Raw genomic sequence first — 26390 nt, forward strand, 5'->3', positions numbered from 1 at the left:
CATCAAAAAAAGAGAGAACGTTAAACGTTCTCTCTTTCCTGTGCGGTTAGAAATGAACTAACTTAGTCATTCTCACGCTTACGGCCTTTTGCCATCATTCCTAGACCTAAGGTCATCAAAACAGCACCAACAGGGAGGAGAGACATAGAAGTTTCTCCAGTTTTTGGTAACTCATTTTGAGTCGTTTGACGAGGTGTTTCCTTCGTCTTATCTGTTTGATCTGAAGGCTGGCTCTTATCTTCGACAATGATTCTCACCTTGACTTCGTCCTTAGAACCATCTGGATAGGTCACTACTACAATAGCTTCTTTAATTCCTGGAGTAGTCGTATCCACTGGATCCTTGAACTCTACCTTCGTACCTTCTGGAAGGTCCTTGAGGTTTTCAATCGAATCCTCAGCTTTTGGCTTGTCACCCGGTTTAACCGTTTGATCCTTACCGATTGGATCGTACTTATCTGCGTCAGTGCGTGGGTCAACCACTTTCACTTTAACTGGCACTTCGTCCTTAGAACCGTCTGGGTAAGTCACCACAACTGTCGCTTCCTTGTCACCTGGTGTCGTGGTGTCCACTGGATCCTTGAATTCTACCTTCGTACCTTCTGGAAGGTCCTTGAGGTTTTCAATCGAATCCTCAGCTTTTGGCTTGTCACCTGGTTTAACCGTTTGATCTTTACCGATTGGTGTGTACTTATCTGCGTCAGTGCGTGGGTCAACCACTTTCACTTTAACTGGCACTTCGTCCTTAGAACCGTCTGGGTAAGTCACCACAACTGTCGCTTCCTTGTCACCTGGTGTCGTGGTGTCCACTGGATCCTTGAATTCTACCTTAGTGCCTTCTGGAAGGTCCTTGAGGTTTTCAATCGAATCCTCAGCTTTTGGCTTGTCACCCGGTTTAACCGTTTGATCCTTACCGATTGGATCGTACTTGTCTGCGTCAGTGCGTGGGTCAACCACTTTCACCTTAACTGGCACTTCGTCCTTAGAACCATCTGGGTAAGTCACGACAACTGTCGCTTCTTTCTCACCTGGAGTAGTCGTATCCACTGGATCCTTGAACTCTACCTTCGTACCTTCTGGGAGGTCTTTGAGGTTTTCAATCGAATCCTCAGCTTTTGGCTTGTCACCTGGTTTAACCGTTTGGTCCTTACCGATTGGTGTGTACTTATCTGCGTCAGTGCGTGGATCAGTCACCTTAACTTTAACTGGCACTTCGTCCTTAGAACCATCTGGGTAAGTCACCACAACTGTCGCATCCTTGTCACCTGGTGTCGTGGTGTCCACTGGATCCTTGAACTCTACCTTGGTGCCTTCTGGGAGGTCTTTGAGGTTTTCAATGGAATCCTCAGCTTTTGGCTTGTCACCTGGTTTAACCGTTTGATCCTTACCGATTGGTGTGTACTTATCTGCGTCAGTGCGTGGGTCAACCACTTTCACTTTAACTGGCACTTCGTCCTTAGAACCGTCTGGGTAAGTCACCACAACTGTCGCATCCTTGTCACCTGGTGTCGTGGTGTCCACTGGATCCTTGAACTCTACCTTCGTACCTTCTGGTAGTTCTTTGAGGTTTTCAATGGAATCCTCAGCTTTTGGCTTGTCACCTGGTTTAACCGTTTGATCTTTACCGATTGGTGTGTACTTATCTGCGTCAGTGCGTGGATCAGTCACCTTAACTTTAACTGGCACTTCATCCTTAGAACCATCTGGGTAAGTCACCACAACTGTCGCATCCTTGTCACCTGGTGTCGTGGTGTCCACTGGATCCTTGAACTCTACCTTCGTACCTTCTGGTAGGTCTTTGAGGTTTTCAATCGAATCCTCAGCTTTTGGCTTGTCACCTGGTTTAACCGTTTGGTCCTTACCGATTGGTGTGTACTTATCTGCGTCAGTGCGTGGGTCAACCACTTTCACTTTAACTGGCACTTCGTCCTTAGAACCGTCTGGGTAAGTCACCACAACTGTCGCTTCCTTGTCACCTGGTGTCGTGGTGTCCACTGGATCCTTGAATTCTACCTTAGTGCCTTCTGGAAGGTCCTTGAGGTTTTCAATCGAATCCTCAGCTTTTGGCTTGTCACCCGGTTTAACCGTTTGATCCTTACCGATTGGATCGTACTTGTCTGCGTCAGTGCGTGGATCAGTCACCTTAACTTTAACTGGCACTTCGTCCTTAGAACCATCTGGGTAAGTCACCACAACTGTCGCATCCTTGTCACCTGGTGTCGTGGTGTCCACTGGATCCTTGAACTCTACCTTGGTGCCTTCTGGGAGGTCTTTGAGGTTTTCAATGGAATCCTCAGCTTTTGGCTTGTCACCTGGTTTAACCGTTTGATCCTTACCGATTGGTGTGTACTTATCTGCGTCAGTGCGTGGGTCAACCACTTTCACTTTAACTGGCACTTCGTCCTTAGAACCGTCTGGGTAAGTCACCACAACTGTCGCATCCTTGTCACCTGGTGTCGTGGTGTCCACTGGATCCTTGAACTCTACCTTCGTACCTTCTGGTAGTTCTTTGAGGTTTTCAATGGAATCCTCAGCTTTTGGCTTGTCACCTGGTTTAACCGTTTGATCTTTACCGATTGGTGTGTACTTATCTGCGTCAGTGCGTGGATCAGTCACCTTAACTTTAACTGGCACTTCATCCTTAGAACCATCTGGGTAAGTCACCACAACTGTCGCATCCTTGTCACCTGGTGTCGTGGTGTCCACTGGATCCTTGAACTCTACCTTCGTACCTTCTGGTAGGTCTTTGAGGTTTTCAATCGAATCCTCAGCTTTTGGCTTGTCACCTGGTTTAACCGTTTGGTCCTTACCGATTGGTGTGTACTTATCTGCGTCAGTGCGTGGGTCAACCACTTTCACTTTAACTGGCACTTCGTCCTTAGAACCGTCTGGGTAAGTCACCACAACTGTCGCTTCCTTGTCACCTGGTGTCGTGGTGTCCACTGGATCCTTGAATTCTACCTTAGTGCCTTCTGGAAGGTCCTTGAGGTTTTCAATCGAATCCTCAGCTTTTGGCTTGTCACCCGGTTTAACCGTTTGATCCTTACCGATTGGATCGTACTTGTCTGCGTCAGTGCGTGGGTCAACCACTTTCACCTTAACTGGTACTTCGTCCTTAGAACCATCTGGGTAAGTCACGACAACTGTCGCTTCTTTCTCACCTGGAGTAGTCGTATCCACTGGATCCTTGAACTCTACCTTCGTACCTTCTGGGAGGTCTTTGAGGTTTTCAATCGAATCCTCAGCTTTTGGCTTGTCACCTGGTTTAACCGTTTGGTCCTTACCGATTGGTGTGTACTTATCTGCGTCAGTGCGTGGGTCAACCACTTTAACTTTAACTGGCACTTCATCCTTAGAACCATCTGGGTAAGTCACGACAACTGTCGCATCCTTGTCACCTGGTGTAGTGGTGTCCACTGGATCCTTGAATTCTACCTTAGTGCCTTCTGGAAGGTCTTTGAGGTTGTCAATCGAATCTTCTGGTTTTGGTTGGTCACCCTTGTTAACGGTTTGATCTTTACCAACTGGCGTGTATTGATCCGCATCGGTTGGAACCACCTTAACTGGAACTTCAACCGTGTCCTTAGTGCCATCACCGTAAGTCACTTCAACTGGCACCTTATACTCTGTACCTGGTTTGGCATCTTCTGGGATTGGCATGGTCACAACACCAGTCGTTGGGTCAACTTTTGCCCCTTCTGACGCATTGTCACCAAGTTTAAAGGTTGGTGCTGGGCTTGGTGTTGCAGTAGCTCCATCTTTATCCGTGAAGGTTGGCGCTTTAGACACCGCATCCTTACCTGGTTTCGCAGAAGCTTCCTCGTAAGCTGGTGTGTACTTGTCAGCGTCAGTGGTTGGATCAGTCACCTTAACTTTAACTGGCACTTCATCCTTAGAACCATCTGGGTAAGTCACCACAACTGTCGCATCCTTGTCACCTGGTGTCGTCGTATCCACTGGATCCTTGAATTCTACCTTAGTTCCTTCTGGAAGGTCTTTGAGGTTGTCAATCGAATCTTCTGGTTTTGGTTGGTCACCCTTGTTAACGGTTTGATCTTTACCAACTGGCGTGTATTGATCCGCATCGGTTGGAACCACCTTAACTGGAACTTCAACCGTGTCCTTAGTGCCATCACCGTAAGTCACTTCAACTGGCACCTTATACTCTGTACCTGGTTTGGCATCTTCTGGGATTGGCATGGTCACAACACCAGTCGTTGGGTCAACTTTTGCCCCTTCTGGCGCATTGTCACCAAGTTTGAAGGTTGGTGCTGGGCTTGGTGTTGCAGTAGCTCCATCTTTATCCGTGAAGGTTGGCGCTTTAGACACCGCATCCTTACCTGGTTTCGCAGAAGCTTCCTCGTAAGCTGGTGTGTACTTGTCAGCGTCAGTGGTTGGATCAGTCACCTTAACTTTAACTGGCACTTCATCCTTAGAACCATCTGGGTAAGTCACGACAACTGTCGCATCCTTATCACCTGGTGTAGTGGTGTCCACTGGATCCTTGAACTCTACCTTAGTACCTTCTGGAAGGTCTTTGAGGTTGTCAATCGAATCTTCTGGTTTTGGTTGGTCACCCTTGTTAACGGTTTGATCCTTACCAACTGGCGTGTATTGATCCGCATCGGTTGGAACCACCTTAACTGGAACTTCAACCGTGTCCTTAGTGCCGTCACCGTAAGTCACTTCAACTGGCACCTTGTATTCTGTACCTGGTTTAGCGTCTTCTGGGATTGGCATGGTCACAACACCAGTCGTTGGGTCAACTTTTGCCCCTTCTGGCGCATTGTCACCAAGTTTGAAGGTTGGTGCTGGGCTTGGTGTTGCAGTAGCTCCATCTTTATCCGTGAAGGTTGGCGCTTTAGACACCGCATCCTTACCTGGTTTCGCAGAAGCTTCCTCGTAAGCTGGTGTGTACTTATCTGCGTCAGTGGTTGGATCAGTCACTTTCACCTTAACTGGCACTTCATCCTTAGAACCATCTGGGTAAGTCACGACAACTGTCGCATCCTTATCACCTGGTGTCGTCGTATCCACTGGATCCTTGAATTCTACCTTAGTGCCTTCTGGAAGGTCTTTGAGGTTGTCAATCGAATCTTCTGGTTTTGGTTGGTCACCCTTGTTAACGGTTTGATCCTTACCAACTGGCGTGTATTGATCCGCATCGGTTGGAACAACCTTAACTGGAACTTCAACCGTGTCCTTAGTGCCGTCACCGTAAGTCACTTCAACTGGCACCTTGTATTCTGTACCTGGTTTGGCATCTTCTGGGATTGGCATGGTCACAACACCAGTCGTTGGGTCAACTTTTGCCCCTTCTGGCGCATTGTCACCAAGTTTGAAGGTTGGTGCTGGGCTTGGTGTTGCAGTAGCTCCATCTTTATCCGTGAAGGTTGGCGCTTTAGACACCGCATCCTTACCTGGTTTCGCAGAAGCTTCTTCGTAAGCTGGTGTGTACTTGTCAGCGTCAGTGGTTGGATCAGTCACCTTAACTTTAACTGGCACTTCATCCTTAGAACCATCTGGGTAAGTCACGACAACTGTCGCATCCTTATCACCTGGTGTAGTGGTGTCCACTGGATCCTTGAACTCTACCTTAGTACCTTCTGGAAGGTCTTTGAGGTTGTCAATCGAATCTTCTGGTTTTGGTTGGTCACCCTTGTTAACGGTTTGATCCTTACCAACTGGCGTGTATTGATCCGCATCGGTTGGAACCACCTTAACTGGAACTTCAACCGTGTCCTTAGTGCCGTCACCGTAAGTCACTTCAACTGGCACCTTGTATTCTGTACCTGGTTTAGCGTCTTCTGGGATTGGCATGGTCACAACACCAGTCGTTGGGTCAACTTTTGCCCCTTCTGGCGCATTGTCACCAAGTTTAAAGGTTGGTGCTGGGCTTGGTGTTGCAGTAGCTCCATCTTTATCCGTGAAGGTTGGCGCTTTAGACACCGCATCCTTACCTGGTTTCGCAGAAGCTTCCTCGTACTTAGGCTCAAATTTATCTGCGTCAGAATCCACAACAGTAAATTTCGCTTTGACTGTTTCTTTTGATCCGTCCTCGTAAGTGACTACAACTGGCACTTCAACGACAGTTCCTGAAGCAGTTCCAGCTGGCGCAGCGTAGGTTACCGTACCATCTGCATTGACCGTTGCACCTTGTGGTGGGTTGTCACCAAGAGTATAAGAAACGCCTGTTGGTGTCGCAGCTGTACCAGATCCATCCGTAAAGGTTGGTACTTTTGATGTCGCTGATTGACCTGCTTTAACCTCAGTATCGGCATAAGCCGGAGTATATTGGTCTTTATCAGAATTGGCTACCTTAATCGGAGCATCCACATTATCTGTCGTACCATCTCCGTAAGTCACCACAACCGGAACTTTGTACTCTGTGCCTGGAGTTGCGTTCTCTGGGATTGGAAGGGTAACAACACCTGTCTTTTCATCAACAGTAGCACCTGTTGGCGCATTATCACCGAGTTTGTAGGTTGGTGCTGGGCTTGGTGTTGCAGTAGCTCCATCTTTATCCGTGAAGGTTGGCGCTTTGGTTACCGCATTTTGTCCTGCTTTGTTAGAAGCTTCCTCATACTTAGGCGTGTACTTGTCTGTGTCAGAATCTGTCACCTTAATCGGAGCATCCACATTATCTGTCGTACCATCATTATAAGTTACCACAACTGGAACTTTGTATTCTGTACCTGGTTTAGCATCTGCTGGGATTGGAAGGGTAACGACACCTGTCTTTTCATCAACAGTAGCACCTGTTGGTGGATTGTCACCGAGTTTGTATGTTGGTGCTGGGCTTGGTGTCGCAGTAGCTCCATCTTTATCCGTGAAGGTTGGAGCTTTGGTTACCGCATTTTGTCCTGCTTTGTTAGAAGCTTCCTCGTACTTAGGTGTGTACTTGTCTGTATCAGAATCCACAACGGTGAATTTAGCCTTAACAGTATCTTTTGAACCATCTTCGTAAGTCACCACAACTGGAACTTCAACAACAGTTCCCACTGGAGTATTAGCTGGCGCAGTGTAGGTTACTGTACCATCTGTATTGACTGTTGCACCTTGTGGTGGGTTGTCACCAAGAGCATAAGTGGCTGTTGGCGTTGCAGTAGCACCATCTTTATCGGTAAAGGTTGGTACTTTTGATGTTGCTGATTGACCGGCTTTCACCTCAGTATCGGCATAAGTAGGAGCGTAGGTATCCTTGTCAGAATCCGTCACCTTAATCGGTGCGTCCACTGTATCGGTTGTACCATCATTATAAGTTACCACAACTGGCACCTTATATTCTTTGCCTGGTTCAGCATCTGCTGGGATTGGAAGGGTAACAACACCTGTCTTTTCGTCGATGCTAGCGCCTTGTGGAGCGTTCTCTCCAAGTTTGTAGGTTGGCGCTGGTTCTGGAGTAGCTGCTGTACCTGCTTTGTCTGTGAAGGTTGGCGCTTTGGTTACCGCATTTTGTCCAGCCTTGTTAGATGCTTCCTCGTAGGCTGGCGTGTACTTGTCTGTGTCAGATTCGACAACGGTGAACTTGGCCTTAACGGTGTCTGTTGTGCCATCTTCATAAGTCACAACAACTGGTACTTCAACAACGGTTCCAGGGGCTGTTCCAGCTGGTGCTTTATAAGTGACCTTACCTTCGCTATCAACACTCGTATCTGCTGGTGCAGTTGTATCAAGTGCGTAAGATTTAACTTTTGGAGTAGCAGCTTTGCCCTCTTTATCTGTAAAGGTTGGCACTTGTGAGGTTGCTGATTGACCTGCCTTGACTTCGGTATCGGTATAAGCAGGCTCATACTTCTCATTATCGGCTTTATTAACGAAGAATTTCGCTGTTGTCGTGGCAAAGGTACCGTCTTTATAAGCAACCATCACACCAACAGAAGTATCTTCTTTGGCATCTTTCCATGTGATGACACCTGTATTTTCATCAATAGAGAAGTTGCTTGGTGCTGCGTCTGATCCATCAAGAGAAACAAAGGAGAATTTCGCCCCTTCTGGAACAGGTAATTTTTCAACCGTATCTTTGGTATGGGCTAAATCGAAGGTTGGATTTGCACTCTTAGTATTCTTAGCACCTTGGTTGGCATAAGTATCCTCATAGTTTGGCAACATGCGGTAAACAGCTGTGAAAGAATCCTTTTGAATTGGATATTTCGGCAGACTACCATCCTCATTGACATTATACAACTCTGCAAAGTAAGTGGTGGTCTTTTTCAAGTCATCTGGCACTTTGAAAGTTGAATCTGGAAGCGTTCCATCTGCTAGAGGACGAACAGTAGGCGCATCTGGATTAAGAACCTTGCCATCTTCATCTTTCCAGACAATCTTATAGTTTTCGTTCCCAACTGGGGAAAGACCCGTAGTCTTGGCAATGGCGGTATCGCCAGGTCCTGCATAGTTTGAGTATGAGTCGTAGTTAACAATGTCAAACTTCGCATCATTGTGGAAGGCAGCAAAGCGTACGTTAGAGATGTTATAGTTTCCCGGTGTCAAGGGTTGAATACCAGCATTATTAGAAACATTCCAAGATACTGCTCCTTCATCTCCCCATTGGCTAGCATTGGCTGCACGAGGAACGTCGCCATAAAATGGTGTGGTAAAGGAAATGCCTTGGGCATCCGTTGTCACCATCACCCAGTCCAAGTTAATGTGTTTTGCGATTTTTTTAGGGTCGCTAGCTGAACCGTTACCATTTGACGTAAAGCTACCAAAGGAAGGATTTGGCGCTACTTTACCAGCCAATTCCATTCCTTTTACCCTAGTTCCATCAGGCAGTGCCACCTCAGAATTATTCTTGATAGCATTGTTAATTCCTGGGATAAGACCTGGTGCAACAGGGTTATTCCATGTAGAACCCATGGTTCCATTGAATTGGATTTTGAAATCACCCTTAGCATCGGTTTTGGCTGTTACAGTTTCTGCAATCCATTTGGCACGATCAGCTGTGATTTGTTGAACGAGGTATTCTCTTAGTTTTTCCTCATTTTCACGATTCCACTTACCGCTACGGATATTAGAGGTTTTATCATTATTGATTTTTGGTTGCCATTCAGACCCAGCTACCACAAATTTTTGAAGCACGTCAGCTGAGTTTAACTGTTGCACCGCATAGTCACTTAGGTAAGAGGCATAGACATTGACGCCTTCAAGTCCAATATCATCTTTTTCGCGACTAATCAAACCATTCCAAAGGAGGTTTCCTTGAGGGTCATCATTGTTCCAGTAAACAGAACCAGAAACTAAACCACCTTCATTCTTATCTGGTGAGGCTGGCGTTTGCGTTGCATTTTGTTTCCAAAAATCAGAGTTCTTGTGAGCATACTGGATTTCAACATCGGTCAAACGTTGATTGACGGTGTCATTATTGGCACCCGCAGTCGTGTCCAGCGCATCTCCTTCTGGTGCGATTTGCTCTTCACCGTAAGAGTAAAGCAAGCTATATTTGCTTTCATCTGGGTTGACAGACCAAATCCGCCATTTTTCGGCATTGGCATCGCCCGCCCCTAGAGAGGCATAAGCATTAAAGGTCCATTTCTTCCCATCTGCTCCGATGAATGGCGCCATATCAATGACAAAGCTACCATCGTCTTTGGTGGTTGTCTTATAGATAGGAGAGGCGAGACCATTCTTTTCATACCATTGAGCATAGACAGTAACACCTCCTAAGCCCTTGGTGTTGTCGCTCGTATTTGCATTAACGTTATCAGCATACTTGAGACGAACGTCACCACTAATGGTATTTCTAGCATCCTTTGAAACCTCTGCACTTTGGATGGCATCGGCTTCAGATGTCCCACGGTTGGTTGAGACACGCTGATCGTAAGCTCTTGCCTCAGCAATAAGTTCGGCAACTTTAGAATTACGATCGATAACCCCTTTGGTTAATTCAGCCAACTGACCAAGATAGTAGGCTCTTTCAATGTCATTGAGGTGGCTAAGGGCATTGATGTCCGTCACGGCTTGAGTATAAGTCTCAGGGCTTACCTTACGAAAACCTGTTCCAGTCGGGATAGCTTGCCCTTCGTTTGGAAAGGCCTCTTCACGGCTAGGAGCTTTTGGTTTTGGCTTCGCAGCAGGTTGGGCTGCTGTGCTTTCGGCTGGCGTTGCTTCAAGAGCTGGTGTGACTTCTTCCTTCTCTTGAGCACTGGTATCAGCTGTCGCTTCAACTGCTTTTGGCGCTTCTTCTTGCGCCTTAGCTGCGGTATCTTGCGCTACGAGGCTACTCGCTGCTACTGGTTCAGCCAGTGCTTCCTTGTCCTCTGGGACGACACCCGTCACAAGAGGGTCAGCTCCCGCTTCTGTTGTATCAGCTTGAGCCTTGTCACCAAGTCCTAGCGTCAAAACAGTCCCAAGCAAGACACTTGCTACACCAAAATGATACTTTCTTAATGAAAAGCGTTGGTTACTTTTGTACCAATCAAATTTGGAATGTTTGTTCTTTTTCAAAGGTCAGAACTCCTTCTCTATTTTTTAATAACAACAAGCATGGGGACTCTATGCGAGGACTATACTTGCATTACCTCCCTAAATTATAACGATTTTCATTGAAATTGTCAACTTTTTACTATATTAAGCACTATTTTCACAATTTAAAAAAACCAGCTAAAAAGAGCTCGGAAATACGACTTCCAAACTCTTTTTCTGACTATAATGCTAAGAGTGCTGCTACAACAGCTGGTTTATCTTTTTCAATCAAATCCACACGCGCCTTAATCTGGCTGATACCCATGGAAATGTTACGGCTAATAGCCAGATCACCAAGTTGTGGCTCAAAGAAGGCCTTGTACTCATCTAGGCGCTGTGCGGTCTTAAAGACACGGGCTGGTGCGATGACAAAGCTATCAAAGCTCATGTCTCCACCCAAGGCTTTTTTGATCCAGTCCCAATTTTCCCTAGACCAAGTCCATATTTGCTCTTGACTAAAGCTATTGCGAAGGAGACGCATATACCATAAGAAGAGGTCTTGCGGTTTGATGACATCTTTGTCTTTCAAGGCAGCAACCAAACGCTCCAAGGTTTCTTCAGATTGTGTCAATGATAAGGCAATCGCAAGCTCGTCACGCAGATTAGCATCACGCGTGGTCGGATAAGTGGAGAGATAGAGGTCCACTAGCTCTGGAGTTTCGTGCATCTTCATCTGGCTAGACAGGATAGAAAGGCGCACACTTGCTGGAATACTGTCAAGATTGCCGTCATACTGGGCAAAAATCTCACTGGCTTTTGCCATCATGTTCTTGTCGTTCGCCGTCACGAGGTTTGAAAGGACGAGTTGACGAACCTTTTCATCTTCGTCGCTCTCTCCTGCTTTCTTCTCAAATCCAAGGCGCTCATATTGGGCGTGGAAGAGCTCGCGTACAAATTGATTAAAGTGATCTTCTTCCTCACTCTTTTCCTCGATAAAGAGACGAAGGTCTGCGATAACAGACTGCATGGCAGCCATTACCATATAAGCCGACTCATCTTTTAGAGGCTCTAAAATCGGAAGAAGGCTAGCATAAGAAATGATTTGTGCTTGGGCTAAAAGACGGCGCTCTTGCACAGCTTGTAGCTTACTAGTGGCATCTAGGTCTGGTAATTCAGCAATCACCGCATCCAAAAGTTCACCCTCATAGTTGGTGATATAGTGGGCCGTATTTCCTGTGTTAAGACGAAGGGCGCCTGTATTTTGATCCTTCAGTTGGCTATAATTTGGAATTTCAAGCACCGCTTGCGTCATCACATCTGGTAGACCTTCCCAGTTGCTATTGAGTGGAATATGCCACAAGCGTCCCTTGTCTTCATGCTCACCGATGAAAAATTGCTTTTGCGTTAAAATCAAGGTGTCACCTTCCACCTTAGCAGTAACAACAGGGTAACCCGGTTGTTCCAACCAGCTATCCATAAATCCTGCCACGTCTTTACCAGATACTTGCCCTAGCGCATTCCAAAGATCTAGACCAATGGTGTTGCCATACTGGTGTTCTTTGAAATAGTGGTTAAGACCTGCTGCAAAGTCTTGATCTCCCAACCAACGGCGCAACATGTGCATAAGACGGCTTCCCTTGGCATAGACAATAGCCGCATCAAAGAGGGTGTTAATCTCATCTGGATGGCTGACTTCCACATGGACAGACTGCACCCCATCGATGGCATCGCGCTCAAGAGCCGCAGGCACACCAGTCGTTTGGAAGTCCTCAAAAATCTTCCATGACGGCTCAATAGCATCCACAGACACATACTCCATCATGTTGGCAAAACTTTCATTGAGCCAAAGGTCATCCCACCACTTCATGGTCACAAGATTACCAAACCACTGGTGGGCAATCTCATGGGCAATCACGAGGGCAACGGTCTGACGGCTAAGAGCTGTTGAGTTTTCATCCACCAAGAGATAGATTTCACGATAGGTGATCAGGCCCCAGTTTTCCATAGCCCCTGATGAAAAGTCAGGCAAAGCCACATGGTAACATTGTGGAATCGGATAAGGAACTCCAAAATAATCCTCGTAAAACTCAATAACCCGCTCAGCAATATCAAGCGCAAAATCAAGAGAAGATGCCTTATGGGCAACCGTGGCAAAGACACCGATTTCTGTACCATTTTTGGTCTTGGAGAGTTTGCCGTGCAACTCACCAAAGGCAAAAGCGAGCAGATATGAGGACATGCGAGGGGTGGTATCAAAGGTCCAAACCCCTGTTTCTTGCCTGCGCTCGCTATGAACTTCAGGCATATTGGCTAGGGCAATTTCCCCCTCTTTTTGGTCAAACTTGAGGGACAAATCAAAAGTCGCCTTGGCTTCAGGTTCATCAATGCTTGGGAAAACTTCACGCGCAAAGTGACTCTCAAACTGGGTTGAGATAATCTCTTTTTTCACCCCATCCACGGTGTAGTAAGAAGGGTACATGCCAGTCATGTTGTCTGTGATATTTCCTGAAAACTCGATGACCAAGGTCATATTTCCAAGTTCAGGCAAGTCGATATCGACAACTTCACGCTCCTCATCCACGCTAAACGACAAGGCTGTATTGTCCAAAAGAACCGAATGAATGCTCAAATCCTTTTGATGCAAAGAAACAGTTTCCTTCAAAGCCTCCCCTGTGATTGCGACATTTCCTGTGAAGGTCTTAGCTTTTCGATCGATATCCAAAAACAGGTTATAATGTTCTGGAATAAAGCGCTCAATCAAACGTTCTACTTTTGTCATCCTAATCTCCTTACCTAAATAAAAGTTGCTCTCATTATACCACATTTCTTAAAAAAATCCTAATTTTCCCTTATTTTTATTTGCCTTTCTTTTCCCTTTCATTGCTAAGCTCTGGAAACAAAAAAGGCCGCTGTTTCACTTGCGACCCATTGTTTGAAATTTGAAAAACGAAAAGACTATAACTCAATAATTTTACCAGTTCTGAGATAAACCACCCACTCACAGAGGTTTTTCGCGTAATCTCCGATGCGCTCAAGATAGAGCAACACTTGAAAATACTCTTTTCCTGCAACAATCGCATCAGGCTGCTCACGAATAGCTTCGACCGCTTGATTTTGAATAGATTTGAATTGCTCATCAATGTCTAAATCCATCTTGGCCACTTCACGCGCCTTGGCTTCATCACCGGTCACATAAGCATCTAAGGCTTCTTCGACCATATTTTTCACTGAACGTCCTAGTTGCTTGATTTGTCCTTCGACTGAGGTCAAATACAGGACGTCATCTCCCTTCAACCGAAGCGTCGCCCGTGCCACAGAAACCGCGTGATCCCCCATGCGTTCGACATCACTAGAGGCCTTTAAAACGGTGATAACTTGGCGTAAATCTTGTGCGATGGGCTGCTGAAGGGCAATAATCTCAAGAGATTTTTTCTCCAGTTTCACCTCATATTCATTGACCACCTCATCACCGATGATGACCTCCTCAGCTAACTCAGTATCATGGCTGACAAAGGCGCGCACGCTTTTATTGATCTGCGCTAGGACTTCCGTTCCCATCACGTAAAAGCGATTGTGTAGTTTTTCTAATTCTTCTTCAAATTGTGTGCGTAACATAGCATCTCCTATCCAAATTTTCCAGTGATATAATCTTCGGTTTTTTGCTCTTCGGGGTTAAGGAATATTTTCTTTGTCCTATCATACTCAATCAGATTGCCATTGAGGAAAAAGGCCGTCCGGTCTGAAATTCGGGTAGCCTGCTGCATGCTGTGGGTCACGATAATCTGAGTGTATTTGTCCTTGAGTTGATAAAGGGTCTCCTCCACCTTGCCAGATGAAATCGGATCAAGCGCCGAGGTCGGCTCGTCTAATAAAATAATCTCAGGGCTAGTGGCTAGCACCCTTGCGATACAAATCCGCTGCTGCTGACCTCCTGACAGACCGAGTGCTGAATCATGCAAACGGTCCTTGACCTCATCCCAAATGGAGGCTTGCTTGAGGGATTCTTCAACGATGGCATCTAGTTTTTCCTTATCCTTTTCGCCCTTTAAGCGCAAACCATAGACCACATTTTCATAAATGGACATGGGAAAGGGATTGGGCTGCTGAAAGACCATGCCGATCTCTTTTCTAAGCTCCACAGTATCAATGCGCGGACTATAAATATTATGCCCCCGATAAATGATGGTGCCTGTCACAGTGACATTGGGAACCAAGTCATGCATGCGGTTGATGGAGCGTAGTAAGGTAGATTTTCCTGAGCCGGATGGGCCGATGAAGGCGGTGATTTCATTGGGGAAAATATCCATGGAAATCTCGTTGAGTGACTTTTTCTTGCCATAGTATAGGGACAAGTCACTGATACGTAAAATCGGTTCTGACATCTCTTCCTCCTATCCAAAGCGACCAGACACGTAATCTCTGGTAGATGCAAGACTAGCATTTTGAAAGACTTTTCTGGTCTCATCGTACTCAATCAAGTCCCCATTATAGAAAAAGGCAGTGTAGTCACTCGATCTGGCGGCCTGCTGCATATTATGAGTGACGATGATGATGGTATAGTCTTTTTTTAGCTCCAGCATGGTTTCTTCCACCTGCATGGTCGAGATAGGATCCAGCGCTGAAGCTGGCTCATCCATGAGCAAGATATCTGGCTTGACCGCAATGGCTCTTGCGATACAAAGCCTTTGCTGCTGACCACCTGATAGGGCCAGTGCCGACTTGTGCAAATCGTCCTTGACCTGATTCCAGAGGGCAGCTTGTTTGAGAGAGGTTTCGACCACCTCATCCAAAATAGCCTTGTCCTTAATCCCGCTGCGCTCTAGGGCAAAGGTGATATTGCCATAAATGGACTTGGCAAAAGGATTAGGACGTTGAAAGACCATCCCGATTTGTTTTCGCATCTCATAGACATTGACCTCTGGACGGTTGATGTCAATCCCCTTGTACCAGATTTCACCGGTCACTCTTGCCAGATCGATGGTATCATTCATGCGATTAAGGCTGCGCAAAAAAGTGGATTTCCCTGATCCAGACGGGCCGATGAGAGCTGTGATGCTATTTTTTTCAAATGACATATCCACCCCCTTGATGGACTCTTTGGCCCCATAAAAGACGTGCAAATCCTTAGTTTCAAGGGCTAAATCCTTATCCTTAAAGGTGATAATATGTTTGTCATTCCAATTATAGGTCGTCATGATGCTCCTTTATTGTGCCGTTAGTTTGGCGTGCAATTTTTTACCCAGATAGCGGGCTAAAAAGTTAAACAAGAGGATAAAGAGGAGAAGAACCGCACTGCTACCTGCTGAAATCTCAACAGCATCGGGCAATAAGCCTTCGCCATTGACCTTCCAGATGTGAACAGCCAAGGTCTCTGCCTGCCTAAAAATTGAGATAGGGCTTGAAATGCTAAGGGGATTCCAGTTGGACCAATCAAGAGCAGGGGCTGACTGGCCGGCTGTATAGATGAGAGCTGCCGCTTCACCAAAAATCCGCCCACTGGTTAGGACCACTCCTGTGATAATCCCTGGAAGAGCTTCTGGCACGACAACGTGAACAACGGTTTCCCAACGGGATAAACCAAGGGCTAGCCCTGCCTCACGCTGCGTATGGTGGACAGTCTTTAGACTCTCCTCGACATTTCTTGTCATCATCGGAAGATTGAAGATGGTTAGCGCCAAAGCTCCAGACAAGATAGAAAAACCGTAGCCCATCTGCACCACAAAAAGCAAAAAGCCAAAGAGTCCCACCACCACAGAAGGTAGCGAACTCAAAATCTCAATTGCCTGACGAATGATGCGTATCAAAAGAGTATTTCTTGCGTATTCAGATAAGTAAATACCAGCCCCCAAAGATAAAGGAAGGGAAATCAAAAGAGTCACAACTAGAAGAAAGAGACTGTTATAAAGCTGAACGGCAATGCCTCCGCCAGCCTTGAAACTGCTAGACGGGCTAGTCAAAAAGGACCAAGACACATGCGGTAGCCCCGTGACCAAGATATAGCCAATCAGGCCACATAAAATCAACAAAACCAAGCCAGACAAGAAGTAGATGACTCCTGTGGCTATTTTATCAAGGGTTTTAGCGTGCATAGTTTTTCTTACCTCGTGGACGTGTCATCCATTTCATCAACAAATTAAACCCAAGACTCATCAAAAGAAGGATGAGCGCAAGGCTCCAAAGGGCATTATTTTGCACTGTTCCCGTCACGGTATTACCAATCCCCATGGTCAAGACCGACGTGAGGGTCGAAGCAGGTGTGATGAGACTCGTTGGCATGAGCGCTGCATTTCCCACCACCATCTGAATGGCTAAGGCCTCACCAAAGGCACGTGCCATCCCAAAGACAATGGCGGTCAAAATCCCTGGTGTCGCTGCGGTCAAAATGACCCTGCGAATGGTTTGAAAACGGGTCGCCCCAAGCGCTAGGCTGGCTTCCTTGTAGTGTCTAGGAACAGCCTTTAGCGTATCCACCGTCATAGAGGTCACTGTGGGTAAAATCATGACAAAGAGGACAAAAATCCCCGATAAAATCCCAAAACCAGACCCTCCAAAGAGGCTGCGCACAAAAGGCACCACCACACTAAGCCCAATAAAGCCATAAACCACAGAAGGGATCCCTACCAAGAGTTCAATGGCTGGCTGCATAATCCTAGCCCCACGCTTGGGAGAAATCTCTGTCATAAAGAGAGCAACCGCAATAGCAAAGGGAGTGGCAAGAAGGGCAGACAAAAGCGTCACCAGAAAAGACCCTAAAATCATTGGAAGAGCGCCAAGCAAGGGCTTGCCGTCACGACCCAGCTCTGATGGACTCCAGTCTGTCCCAAATAAAAAGCTAAAAGGATTGATGTGATTGACAAAAAAGGTAGATAGTCCCTTTTGCGCCACAAACCACAAAATCATGGCCACCACAAGGACAATCAAGCACAAACAAGAAAAGGTCAACAACCTTCCAAAACGCTCCAACCGCATGTTTTTAGACGGTTCTAAAAGCTGTTTTGCCATTGTTTTATCGTCCATTATTTCTCCTTCACCTCACCAGTCGCAGTCTTTTCTACCTGCATATCTTTGATAGGAATATAGCCCATCTCACTAATGATCTTATCTTGAATCTGCTCACTCATCACATAATCAAGAAAACGCTTGGTCACCTGATCGGGTTTTCCTTTGGTGTACATGTGTTCATAAGACCACAGTGGCCAGCTATTGGTGATGACATTCTTAGCCTTGGCTTCATGCCCATCAATCTTTAGGGTCAACACACTCTCATCAATATAAGGAAAGGCCAGATAAGAGATGGCGCCTGGGGTCTGCGCCACAATGCTTCTCACCATGCCATTGGAATCCTGCTCTTGGGCTTTTTTAGGCTTTTGCCCCTGCATGATGGCTTGATCAAAAGATACCCGACTTCCAGAACCAGCCGCACGGTTGATAAGCGTAATCTCAAGGTCTTTTCCACCCAGTTCTTTCCAGTTGGTCACTTGACCAGTAAAAATTTTCTTTAGCTCCTCTTGAGTGACATTTTCGACCCCAACTCCCTTATGAACGATGGGGGCAATGCCCACTACAGCGACTCGGTGGTCCACTAACTGGCTGGCATCAATACCTGATTTTTCCTCAGCAAACAAGTCACTATTGCCGATTTGAACAGCTCCTGACTGCACTTGAGATAAGCCTGTACCAGAGCCACCGCCTTGCACATTAATATAAACCTTGTGGTCCTTGGTGTAATCATCTGCCACCGCCTCAACCAAGGGTTGCAGGGCTGTGGACCCCACGGCGGTGGTGGATTCTCCCTTATCAACCAAGCTGGCACAACCAGACAAGGCAAGGGAGGTGAGCACTAGCCCTGTGGCTAGTAAAGCTATTCGCTTTCGTGTCATGTTTTTCTCTTTCTTTATCACTTATACTTGAAATCGTAACCCCTTGGGATAGTAATTTTTGACAGTGCTGCCAACCACCTTGGCAAAGCCAAGACCATTGCCCTCAACCACCAGCTGATACCAGCCGTTGGGGTAGGACTGCTCAAGACTTAGGGTGCTCCCAGACACATAGGTCTTAAACTGGTCCTCGTCTAGCACTATGGTCGCTTTGACCTCACTTGGTTTTAAGGCCAAGCCCAGCGCAAAAGAGGGTTCAAACCGTTTCTTTTTAAAAGTGCCTAGATGAAGGCCATTTCTAGCGATCTTGAGCTTGGACAAATCTGGCAAATCATGGGGAAGCAGGTACAGCTGATCGCCAAAGACCTGCAAAAGACCGGATAAGTCAACCGTCAAATGCTCACGCGCAAACGTACGCCAGAGGGTTTCTTGCTCCTTATTGAGATGGCTCTTGCCAGAACGGACCTTTGTTCTTACAGGATCACGTCGGTCTTTTAGATGGGCCACAAACTGCCCCTCCCCTTTAAAGAGATGAGGGTACATCCGCGCCACCTCTGGCATATCAATGCCTTGTACCATGCCATTTTTCTTTGGCACCTCAACCAGCTCAAGATCTGGATAGGTCTCTAAAAGCCACTGGACAACGCCCTCATTTTCTTCCTGTGACCAAGTACAGGTAGAGTAAATCAAGTCCCCACCAGGAGCCAGCATCAAAAGAGCATCCTCTAGGATTTCCTTTTGCAGGCGACTGCAAGCTAGAGGGTAGTCCTCATCCCAGTAAGTCATGGCAGCTGGATCCTTACGAAACATGCCCTCACCTGAACACGGCCCGTCAAAGACAATCAGATCAAAATAAGCTGGAAAAACTTTTGAGAGGCGCTCGGCAGATTCATTGGTCACGACCACATTTCTCGCACCAAAACGCTCAATGTTTTCAACCAAGATTTTACTGCGTTTACTTGAAATCTCATTACTAACCAGCACCCCTTGATTGTCCATAAAGGACAAGAGATGCGTGCTCTTTCCCCCTGGAGCTGCTGCCAAATCTAAGACCCGCATCCCTGGTTTTGGACGTGCTATATCCCCCACCATCTGGGCTGCAGGCTCTTGCGAATACACAAGACCCGTCGCATGTGCGATAGACTTTCCCGAAATCTTGCCATAGTGGCTGAGGGAAAGGCCACTAATAGCATCAGGAAAGGCTTTTTGCCCCTCTTTAAGCGGATTGGTCCGAAAACCTGAAACGGCTTCTTCTTCAAAACTCGCGATAAAGGCTTTTGCTTCTTCTCCAAGAAGAGCTTGGTATTTTTCAATAAAGGCTTTTGGTAGTGTCATAGGTTTATTATATATTAAATAATCCAAAAAAACAAATGCTCTCAAAACCACTAAAACTAGCCTTTTGAGCATTCATTGTAAAATAAAAACACCACATTCGGTGCCCATCACAAAGATAAAATGGAGCCGGTGGGAGTCGAACCCACGTCCAAACACCTGCCAACAGATCCCTCTACAACCATAGGCTATGTCTTAGATTTAACGCTCTTTTGACACATAGCTCAAGCCATCAAGCGCGAGTCTAAACATCTCTTCTTTCCTACCTAGACCTTAGAAAAGCGTAGCTTGTTATTTTTAAGACCCTCATGAAACACAAGCCATCTCAATCGGATCACGCCCGCTGGTTTTTAGGCAGCTAAAGCGTAAGAAGTGTTATTTTTTGCAGTTATATTTAACTGGCGCTTAACGTCCGCACGACGGGTTGCAAGACCTGCCTCATAATGCCTGTCGAATCCGTAACGACCCCAAAATGAAATAGTATATTTTATTATAGCAAAAAGAGTAAATAATGGCAAATAAAAGACTTTTTTTGTATAATAAGAGCATGTATAAATTTTGGCAAAAAACATTTCAAATCATCGGTGTTCTCGCACTGATTGCATCGGCGGTTCTCGTCGTATGGCTCTTTAAGATGGGCATCCTAAACGACCAAAACGCTCTCAAAGACTGGGTCAGTCACTACAAGATTGTAGCTCCTCTCATTTTTATTATCATTCAGATTGTTCAAATTGTCATTCCTATCATTCCAGGAGGGGTGACGACCGTGGCTGGCTATTTGGTCTTTGGACCTATTCTTGGCTTTTTGACCAACTACATCGGTTTGGTCGCAGGTAGTGTTATCTTGTTCCTTTTGGTGAGGCGTTACGGCAAACCCTTTATTCGTCTTTTTACCAAGGACAAGGAAATTCAAAAGTATGAGCAAAAGTTAGACAGCAAATGGTACGAGTATTTCTTTATCTTTTGCATGGCATCGCCTATCTCGCCTGCTGACATCGTCGTCATGATTACAGGTCTTAGCAGCATGTCGCTCAGACGCTTTACCACGATTATCCTCATTACCAAACCTTTTTCTATCCTTGGATATAGCTACCTCTGGATTTACGGTGGCGAGCTCCTTCGTTACTTGATGCGGATGTAGATACCCAAATAAACAAAAAGTCTTAGAACCTTAACTTGGTTCTAAGACTTTTTTTATTTACGTTGGAAAATACCTAATTCTTGATAGTTATCTTTGGTCGGAGTGAGTTCTTTATCCAAAGGTGCCGACCACATCACATAGGTCAAATGATCTCCATCTAATTTAAAGCCAGATTTAGTTTGCATACCGGATCCGCCTATACCAAAGATAGGAAACAGAGCGTCAAAGTTATCATAGGCATCAAAAATATAGAGATTATCTGCTATTTTTTCTAAGCGCTCAATCTTACCTTGTTCGAGCTTACCATTGGCACGACGGCTACTAGCACCATCTGCTTCATAGGTCAATTCTTGATAGCCTTGTGAGCCCACTTCTTTTGCCCAGGTGCCGACCAATTCTTTGGGAATGCTACTAGCTTCTGTAGAACTCTCCTTGCTTTCTTCTGCTTGAGAGGAGCTAGGGGTACTTTGACTGGAGGCTTCTCCAGAATACTCGGCAATCAATTTAGTATAGGTCGCCTGCATATCTTCTGGTGCTTCTAGGTAACGCCCTTTATTCTCCTTGTCCTCTTTGGTGAGATAATCCATGGCATAATAGACCTTACCATTGCTAGCAAGGACAATCTGATAGCTGGCTTTATCAGCGTTCACTGCGTCTTTGTAATAAGCAGTGTAGGCTTCTGCATCCTTTTTATCCTTGATTTTATCCTGAATCAGTTTTTCTTCATCCGAAAGCTTGTTGAAATAGTGGTGACCCCCGTCTTTTAGGGTATAAATCCGGTAGCTGGCTGTTGAGCGATAATCCTCAGACTTGTCACTCGTGAGGTCATTACCCAACAAGGTCAATCGGTATGTATCCCTTTGTTTTTTGAGGTCGTCGCTCAAAACCTTATTTGTTTTACCTGTCAGTCTAGCCAAGACATCGCCATCATCTGTTGTCAAATGCATCCATTCATCATCTTTGCTGGCCTTTGCCACATCAAAAGGACTGTTGACCACAACCGCATCCTTAGCGTAGTCGCTTTGATAGAGCCACTCTCCAAATTTCTCAATAATACTGCTTTCATCCTCTTTACTAAGGCTAACACCTTTGACAATCTCTGCTTGACTAGAGGTGCTAGCGCTAGAGCTTGATGAGGTTTCACTAGATGAGGATGTAGAGCTCTCCTTGGTAGAGGAGCTGCTAGATTTGGAACTAGAGGAGCTCTTTTGGCTACTAGATGTGCTGCTAGAAGCTGCTTCTTTTTTATCCACAGAGCTGACCGTTGAGGTATCTGGAATTTGTTCGTATTTGTCTGAGTTTTGGATTTCCACAGTTGGGGCTTGACCTGGAATCAAACCTTTTCTGATGACCAAATCCCCTTCATGATCAGGCAGAGAAATTCTCAAATAATTTTCAGCAACCGTTTGTGGGTCTGCTTCATAGAGGTCACCTGTCTTGGTGTTTTTTACTTGAAACTTCTTATTTTTCAAGCGTCTGACTTCATAACGGACCGTTTCTCCCGTCTTTTTATTGCGTACTTCTGTCGCATAGACAACATCCGAGCTGGTCAAGGCTGTGCTTCTGGTGTAGCGTCCGATAATCAAAAAAACCAGAAAAACACTCAACAGCCCAATCATATACCCCTTGTGCTTGATTTTTATTTTCATCCTTTTCTCCTTTAAAATAAGTATCCGATGACATAGCCTAAAATCGCAACGAGAACAAAACTACCGCCTTTGATAAACCAGCCTAGCGGCAAAGGCGACTTCTTGTTTAAGCTAATGTCTGGAAAGCCTGCTTCCTTGGCTTTTTGAAATTCCTCTGCTGTTGGCACACGGCCTTTCATGACCTGAAATTGTGTGGTCCATTCCTCTTTTGTCATTTTACTTCCTCCTTTTCATATTTAGTAATAGGACAAAACTAGCTGCATAGCACAAAGCGTGTCCAAAAAGGGCGAGCCAGCCTTTTTCCATAGCTAATTGGCTTGCCTTGAATTGATTGAGTTCTTTCGTTGCAATTGGAATGTGAAACTTAGCCAGCGCAGACGGTAAATCACGCAGATGATTGGTCATGCCAAATAGCTTGTGCCCATCACTCAAGAAAATAAAGTGTTGCAAGGGATCAATGGCTTTTGGTAATTGTAAAATCGTGCCAGACAAAGAAAATTGAGCAATCCCCACCACAACCGCTAAAATCACAGAACTAATATCATTGCTTCCTGTTAGAGTGGAAATCACCAAGGCTAAAAAATGCGAGCAAAGAAAGACCAACGTCACACTCAAGAAAACCTCAGCATCAAACCAAGAAAATACAATGCCTTTTGACGCCAAATCCACATCAAACAAGGGCACCAAAACATGGTAGGAAATGGTAAAGACCAAGGCCTCTATGATGGCTAAGAAAGCGTGAAAAATCAAGGTCGATAAAGCATAAGACCGACGATTTAAAACCGAGAAAAAATCCCTTTCTAAAATCGCACGCTCACTACTGATGTAGATGCTATTTTGCACCAAAATCAACAAACTCGATGAAAACAAGAGCAAAAAAAGCGTCATGCGTGTCGGTTCAAATTCTTTTAAGAAACCTTTTTGCTGGATATATAAAATCAAGACTTGAAACAAGATTAAACCCAGCAAGACCTTTAGAAAATCCATCCATTTATTTTTAAATTGATACCAATTTAATCGTAAACCAACCATAACCCCTCCTAAATGCGATAGACTTTTCCTGAAGTGAGCAAGTCTTGGTAGATATCTGCGATACTAAGGTCCAAATATTTTTGGATGGTATAGGTATCTGTGGTCTTAAACTCTTTTAAGAGTTCTTCAAAACTCCCGACAAACTTAGGCAGCCCCTTGGCTAAAAAGATAATTTTATCAAACAACTGGAGATTTTCCGTGTTGTGAGTGATGACGATAATCGCCTTATTGGCTGTCTTAGCTAAGATACGCAGGGTTAAGAGCAAATTGCGATCACTCAGCGCATCAAGACCGCTAGAGGGCTCATCCAAGATAAAGTAAGGCGACTCACTTAAAAGCTCAATCCCAATGCTGACCCGTCTTTTTTGCCCACCACTCAACTGCGAAATTTTTTTCTGCTCAAAGGCTTCTAATCCTAAATCCTGCATGATTTTTTTAACCCTCGCTTTTCGCTCGGCTTGGGTATATGATTTTAAATTGCCTGCAGCGTAAATCTCAAAAATCTCACTGACTTTTAAATACTCTCGCAAGAAATTTTGCTGCGGAACATAACTCCAATTAGCTTTTTTAATGGGAACGCCATTTTCCAACATCCGAAATTCCTGACAAGTCGGTGTCAAACCCTGAAGCAAAATCTCTGTTAAGGTCGTTTTCCCACTCCCAGAGCTCCCCAAGATACCGACCATCTCACCAGTTTTGACCGTGATGTCAAACTGATGGAACAAGTCCACATCGCTTCCTGAATACCGAAAACAAATATGCTCAAACGTCAACTGACTAGGTTTCATCCTTCTTCCTCATTCAAAAATAACAACGCAACAACCAACAAAACAATCACCACAGCAAAAACCAGCCCTAAACTGACCCGCATCCAAACTAAAACAGCCGCCAAAACCACGATAATCACAAAGGCTACCAACCAAAATAGCCAAGATTTGAAGCCCCTCGTCGCTTCTGTGATTGGTACAGGCGAGCTCAAGCTGATTTCTTGCCTCACCTTGAGCGTTTCTGGTGGTTGAACAAACTCTGGTTGACTAAGCTCCAGCAAGTGGGCATCATAGCTTGCCTTAGCTCTTTCTGTGATAAAGTGGGGCTTTATCATAGAAAGAGCGAGACTGGTCTTTTCAGACATAGCGTCTAATAAACCAAGCGCTTCTCTGCTGCCCAACTCTTCTTGAAGGAGGGTTAAGACTTGATAGATATGTTCTGCTGAATCTGTCTGGTTGATGCGCTCCTGAATTGGGCGTAGATAAGGCAGGATCTGACCTGTTTTGATGTGCTTGCCTTGATAGTAATCGGCATGGTCTAGTTCTTCTTTAATCGTTTCTTCTAATCTCATGACAGGTCAATAAAAGGTTGAATCATGTCTTGTAAATCGGCTAAATCTTCTGCGACTTGCTCTTTGATTTGATCAAATCTCGCATAGACTTGGTGGGTATGGATGACTTGCTGGGTGGATGCTTCAATAGTGGTTACTCTCAAAATCTGCTCCGTATCAAAGGTAAATTGCACATCTGCAATCTTTTCACCTTTTTGATAAGCACGGCTCAAAGGCTCGACCACTTGAAACACCAACTTAACACTCATTGGATTTTCATAATTTCCTTCAGTGATGCGCAACTGAAAATTATTTTGTCCATCTGCCACCGCAAAAATTTCCTTGGTAAATTGGGCAGGGATGGGAGTATTTTTTTTGACAATGACGCGGTTATACATATCACCACCAAAAGGATAGGATTGCTGGGCTGATTTTTTAAACAAAAGGCCTATACCTTGAGAGGTCACATCTTTGACCACCATTTTATCCGCAGTCTCTTCTGTTCCCGTTTCGTTAAAGCTCACTTGCTCATTGACCATCAAATCAGCGATAATGCTAGCCCCTTCAGCGACAATAGTATCTGGATTGAGGTCATAAGATGGAGTCTTGCCACTAATTTTCTCAATCATCTGACGCACCAAGGGCATCCGAGTTGAGCCGCCGACCAAGAGGATATGATCCACATCTGACCACTGAAGCCCTGAAGCCTCTAAGGTCTGTTGGGTCTTGTCTTGCGTGTCTTTTAGGAGATGGGCCACTTCATGTCTAAATTCGTCTTGGGTCACCTCAACACCAAACTCACCTTGATCACTGACAATCTCATAAAAAGCACTCGGATTAACCGACAAGCTAATTTTTAGCTTTTCTGCCTGATAGCGCATCTGCATCTGCTCTTTGCTACTGAGCATGCTAGCATTAAAGCCTTGATTGGCGAGCTTTCTAGAAAGGAGCTTAACCAATTGTTTATCAAAATCAAGCCCGCCCAAACGGTGATTACCATCTGTTGCTAGGATGTGGTACTGGTGATCCAAAACCGTCATCACCGTCACATCAAAGGTTCCACCACCCAAATCGTACACCAAGACATTGCCTTTAATGCCCTTTTCATGCACATAAGCAATAGCTGCTGCCGTTGGTTCATTGATGATTCGTAGCACATCAAAACCAGCTAATTGTCCTGCTTTTTTAGTTGCTTGGCGTTGTTCTGATGTGAAATAAGCTGGCACAGTAATGACCGCTTCTTTAATATCATCTAGCCCCTGCTCTTTGGCCACAATCTTAGCTCGCTTTTTAAATTCATGCAAAATCAAGGCAGACAAAATCACAGAATTGACTTGCAGGTGCTGACCTGCTTCATGCGAAACCCTTTGATCAGCGATATTCCGCTTAAAGTCTTGTTTGAAATACTCAATCTTACCAATTTCTGTGCCTCTATTGATGGCATCAGAGCCAAAGAACACACGTTGTTTTCCACCGATTGTGGAAAAATAAATGGCGGAACGAAGTACTGCCTCATCATTGGCACCAATGGGAATAATCTCAGGCTTATCATCTTTGATGATAGCCATGGCAGAATTTGTCGTTCCAAGGTCGATACCGACCGCTTTTTTTCTCATTACACCTTCCTCATTTCATGCA

Annotated in this window: 16 protein-coding genes and 1 other RNA gene; 1 reads left to right on the plus strand and 16 read right to left on the minus strand. The window is 45.4% G+C overall.

Annotation, left to right across the window (positions count from 1 at the left end; translation table 11 throughout):
• Positions 1 to 62: 62 nt before the first annotated feature.
• The 10 genes from ACZ49W_RS06465 to ssrA form a co-directional block, all read right to left on the minus strand.
• A complete protein-coding gene (locus ACZ49W_RS06465; protein WP_464814496.1) occupies positions 63 to 10445 on the minus strand; it encodes a Rib/alpha-like domain-containing protein in 10383 nt (3460 codons plus the stop codon).
• Between the two features lie 199 nt (positions 10446 to 10644).
• On the minus strand, positions 10645 to 13182 hold the full coding sequence (locus ACZ49W_RS06470) for a M1 family metallopeptidase (protein ID WP_464814497.1): 2538 nt from the start codon (positions 13180 to 13182) through the stop codon (positions 10645 to 10647).
• Between the two features lie 176 nt (positions 13183 to 13358).
• Positions 13359 to 14018: a phosphate signaling complex protein PhoU gene (gene phoU / locus ACZ49W_RS06475; protein ID WP_464814498.1), complete on the minus strand. Its 660-nt coding sequence runs from the start codon at positions 14016 to 14018 to the stop codon at positions 13359 to 13361.
• An 8-nt stretch (positions 14019 to 14026) separates the two neighbouring features.
• Positions 14027 to 14785: a phosphate ABC transporter ATP-binding protein PstB gene (gene pstB / locus ACZ49W_RS06480; RefSeq protein WP_464814499.1), complete on the minus strand. Its 759-nt coding sequence runs from the start codon at positions 14783 to 14785 to the stop codon at positions 14027 to 14029.
• 9 nt (positions 14786 to 14794) lie between these two features.
• Positions 14795 to 15598, minus strand: coding sequence for a phosphate ABC transporter ATP-binding protein PstB (gene pstB, locus ACZ49W_RS06485; protein ID WP_464814500.1), 804 nt, complete (start codon positions 15596 to 15598; stop codon positions 14795 to 14797).
• Positions 15599 to 15607: 9 nt separating this feature from the next.
• Positions 15608 to 16492 carry a phosphate ABC transporter permease PstA gene (gene pstA, locus ACZ49W_RS06490; RefSeq protein ID WP_464814501.1) on the minus strand — a complete coding sequence of 295 codons (885 nt, stop codon included), beginning with the start codon at positions 16490 to 16492 and terminating at the stop codon, positions 15608 to 15610.
• On the minus strand, positions 16482 to 17420 hold the full coding sequence (gene pstC, locus ACZ49W_RS06495; protein WP_464814502.1) for a phosphate ABC transporter permease subunit PstC: 939 nt from the start codon (positions 17418 to 17420) through the stop codon (positions 16482 to 16484). Before pstC ends, pstA begins: the two co-directional genes overlap by 11 nt.
• The gene (locus ACZ49W_RS06500) at positions 17420 to 18283 is read right to left on the minus strand and encodes a phosphate ABC transporter substrate-binding protein PstS family protein (protein ID WP_464814503.1); all 864 of its coding nucleotides are present in this window, start codon (positions 18281 to 18283) and stop codon (positions 17420 to 17422) included. Before ACZ49W_RS06500 ends, pstC begins: the two co-directional genes overlap by 1 nt.
• Before the next feature lie 21 nt (positions 18284 to 18304).
• Positions 18305 to 19615: an RsmF rRNA methyltransferase first C-terminal domain-containing protein gene (locus ACZ49W_RS06505; protein WP_464814504.1), complete on the minus strand. Its 1311-nt coding sequence runs from the start codon at positions 19613 to 19615 to the stop codon at positions 18305 to 18307.
• A 118-nt stretch (positions 19616 to 19733) separates the two neighbouring features.
• Positions 19734 to 20081, minus strand: a transfer-messenger RNA (tmRNA) gene (gene ssrA / locus ACZ49W_RS06510).
• Positions 20082 to 20123: 42 nt separating this feature from the next.
• Between ssrA and ACZ49W_RS06515 the strand changes: the two genes are divergently transcribed.
• Positions 20124 to 20753, plus strand: coding sequence for a TVP38/TMEM64 family protein (locus ACZ49W_RS06515; protein ID WP_464814505.1), 630 nt, complete (start codon positions 20124 to 20126; stop codon positions 20751 to 20753).
• Between the two features lie 53 nt (positions 20754 to 20806).
• On the opposite strand, the gene ACZ49W_RS06520 is transcribed toward ACZ49W_RS06515, so the two are convergent.
• Genes ACZ49W_RS06520 through ACZ49W_RS06545 form a run of 6 tightly spaced genes read right to left on the minus strand, consistent with a single transcriptional unit; the run spans position 20807 to position 26368 of the window.
• Positions 20807 to 22402, minus strand: coding sequence for a hypothetical protein (locus tag ACZ49W_RS06520; protein ID WP_464814506.1), 1596 nt, complete (start codon positions 22400 to 22402; stop codon positions 20807 to 20809).
• Positions 22403 to 22413: 11 nt separating this feature from the next.
• Positions 22414 to 22617 (minus strand): hypothetical protein, encoded by a 204-nt coding sequence (locus ACZ49W_RS06525; RefSeq protein ID WP_464814507.1) that lies wholly within the window; start codon positions 22615 to 22617, stop codon positions 22414 to 22416.
• 1 nt (position 22618) lies between these two features.
• Entirely contained in the window at positions 22619 to 23434 is an 816-nt protein-coding gene (locus tag ACZ49W_RS06530; protein ID WP_464814508.1) for an ABC transporter permease, read from the minus strand.
• Positions 23435 to 23442: 8 nt separating this feature from the next.
• A complete protein-coding gene (locus ACZ49W_RS06535) occupies positions 23443 to 24222 on the minus strand; it encodes an ATP-binding cassette domain-containing protein (RefSeq protein WP_464814509.1) in 780 nt (259 codons plus the stop codon).
• Positions 24219 to 24773: a hypothetical protein gene (locus ACZ49W_RS06540; RefSeq protein WP_464814510.1), complete on the minus strand. Its 555-nt coding sequence runs from the start codon at positions 24771 to 24773 to the stop codon at positions 24219 to 24221. Before ACZ49W_RS06540 ends, ACZ49W_RS06535 begins: the two co-directional genes overlap by 4 nt.
• The gene (locus ACZ49W_RS06545) at positions 24770 to 26368 is read right to left on the minus strand and encodes an Hsp70 family protein (protein WP_464814511.1); all 1599 of its coding nucleotides are present in this window, start codon (positions 26366 to 26368) and stop codon (positions 24770 to 24772) included. The genes ACZ49W_RS06540 and ACZ49W_RS06545 overlap by 4 nt, the downstream gene beginning before the upstream one ends.
• Positions 26369 to 26390: the final 22 nt, after the last annotated feature.

This window comes from Streptococcus sp. STR1/CE/0325, assembly GCF_055386095.1.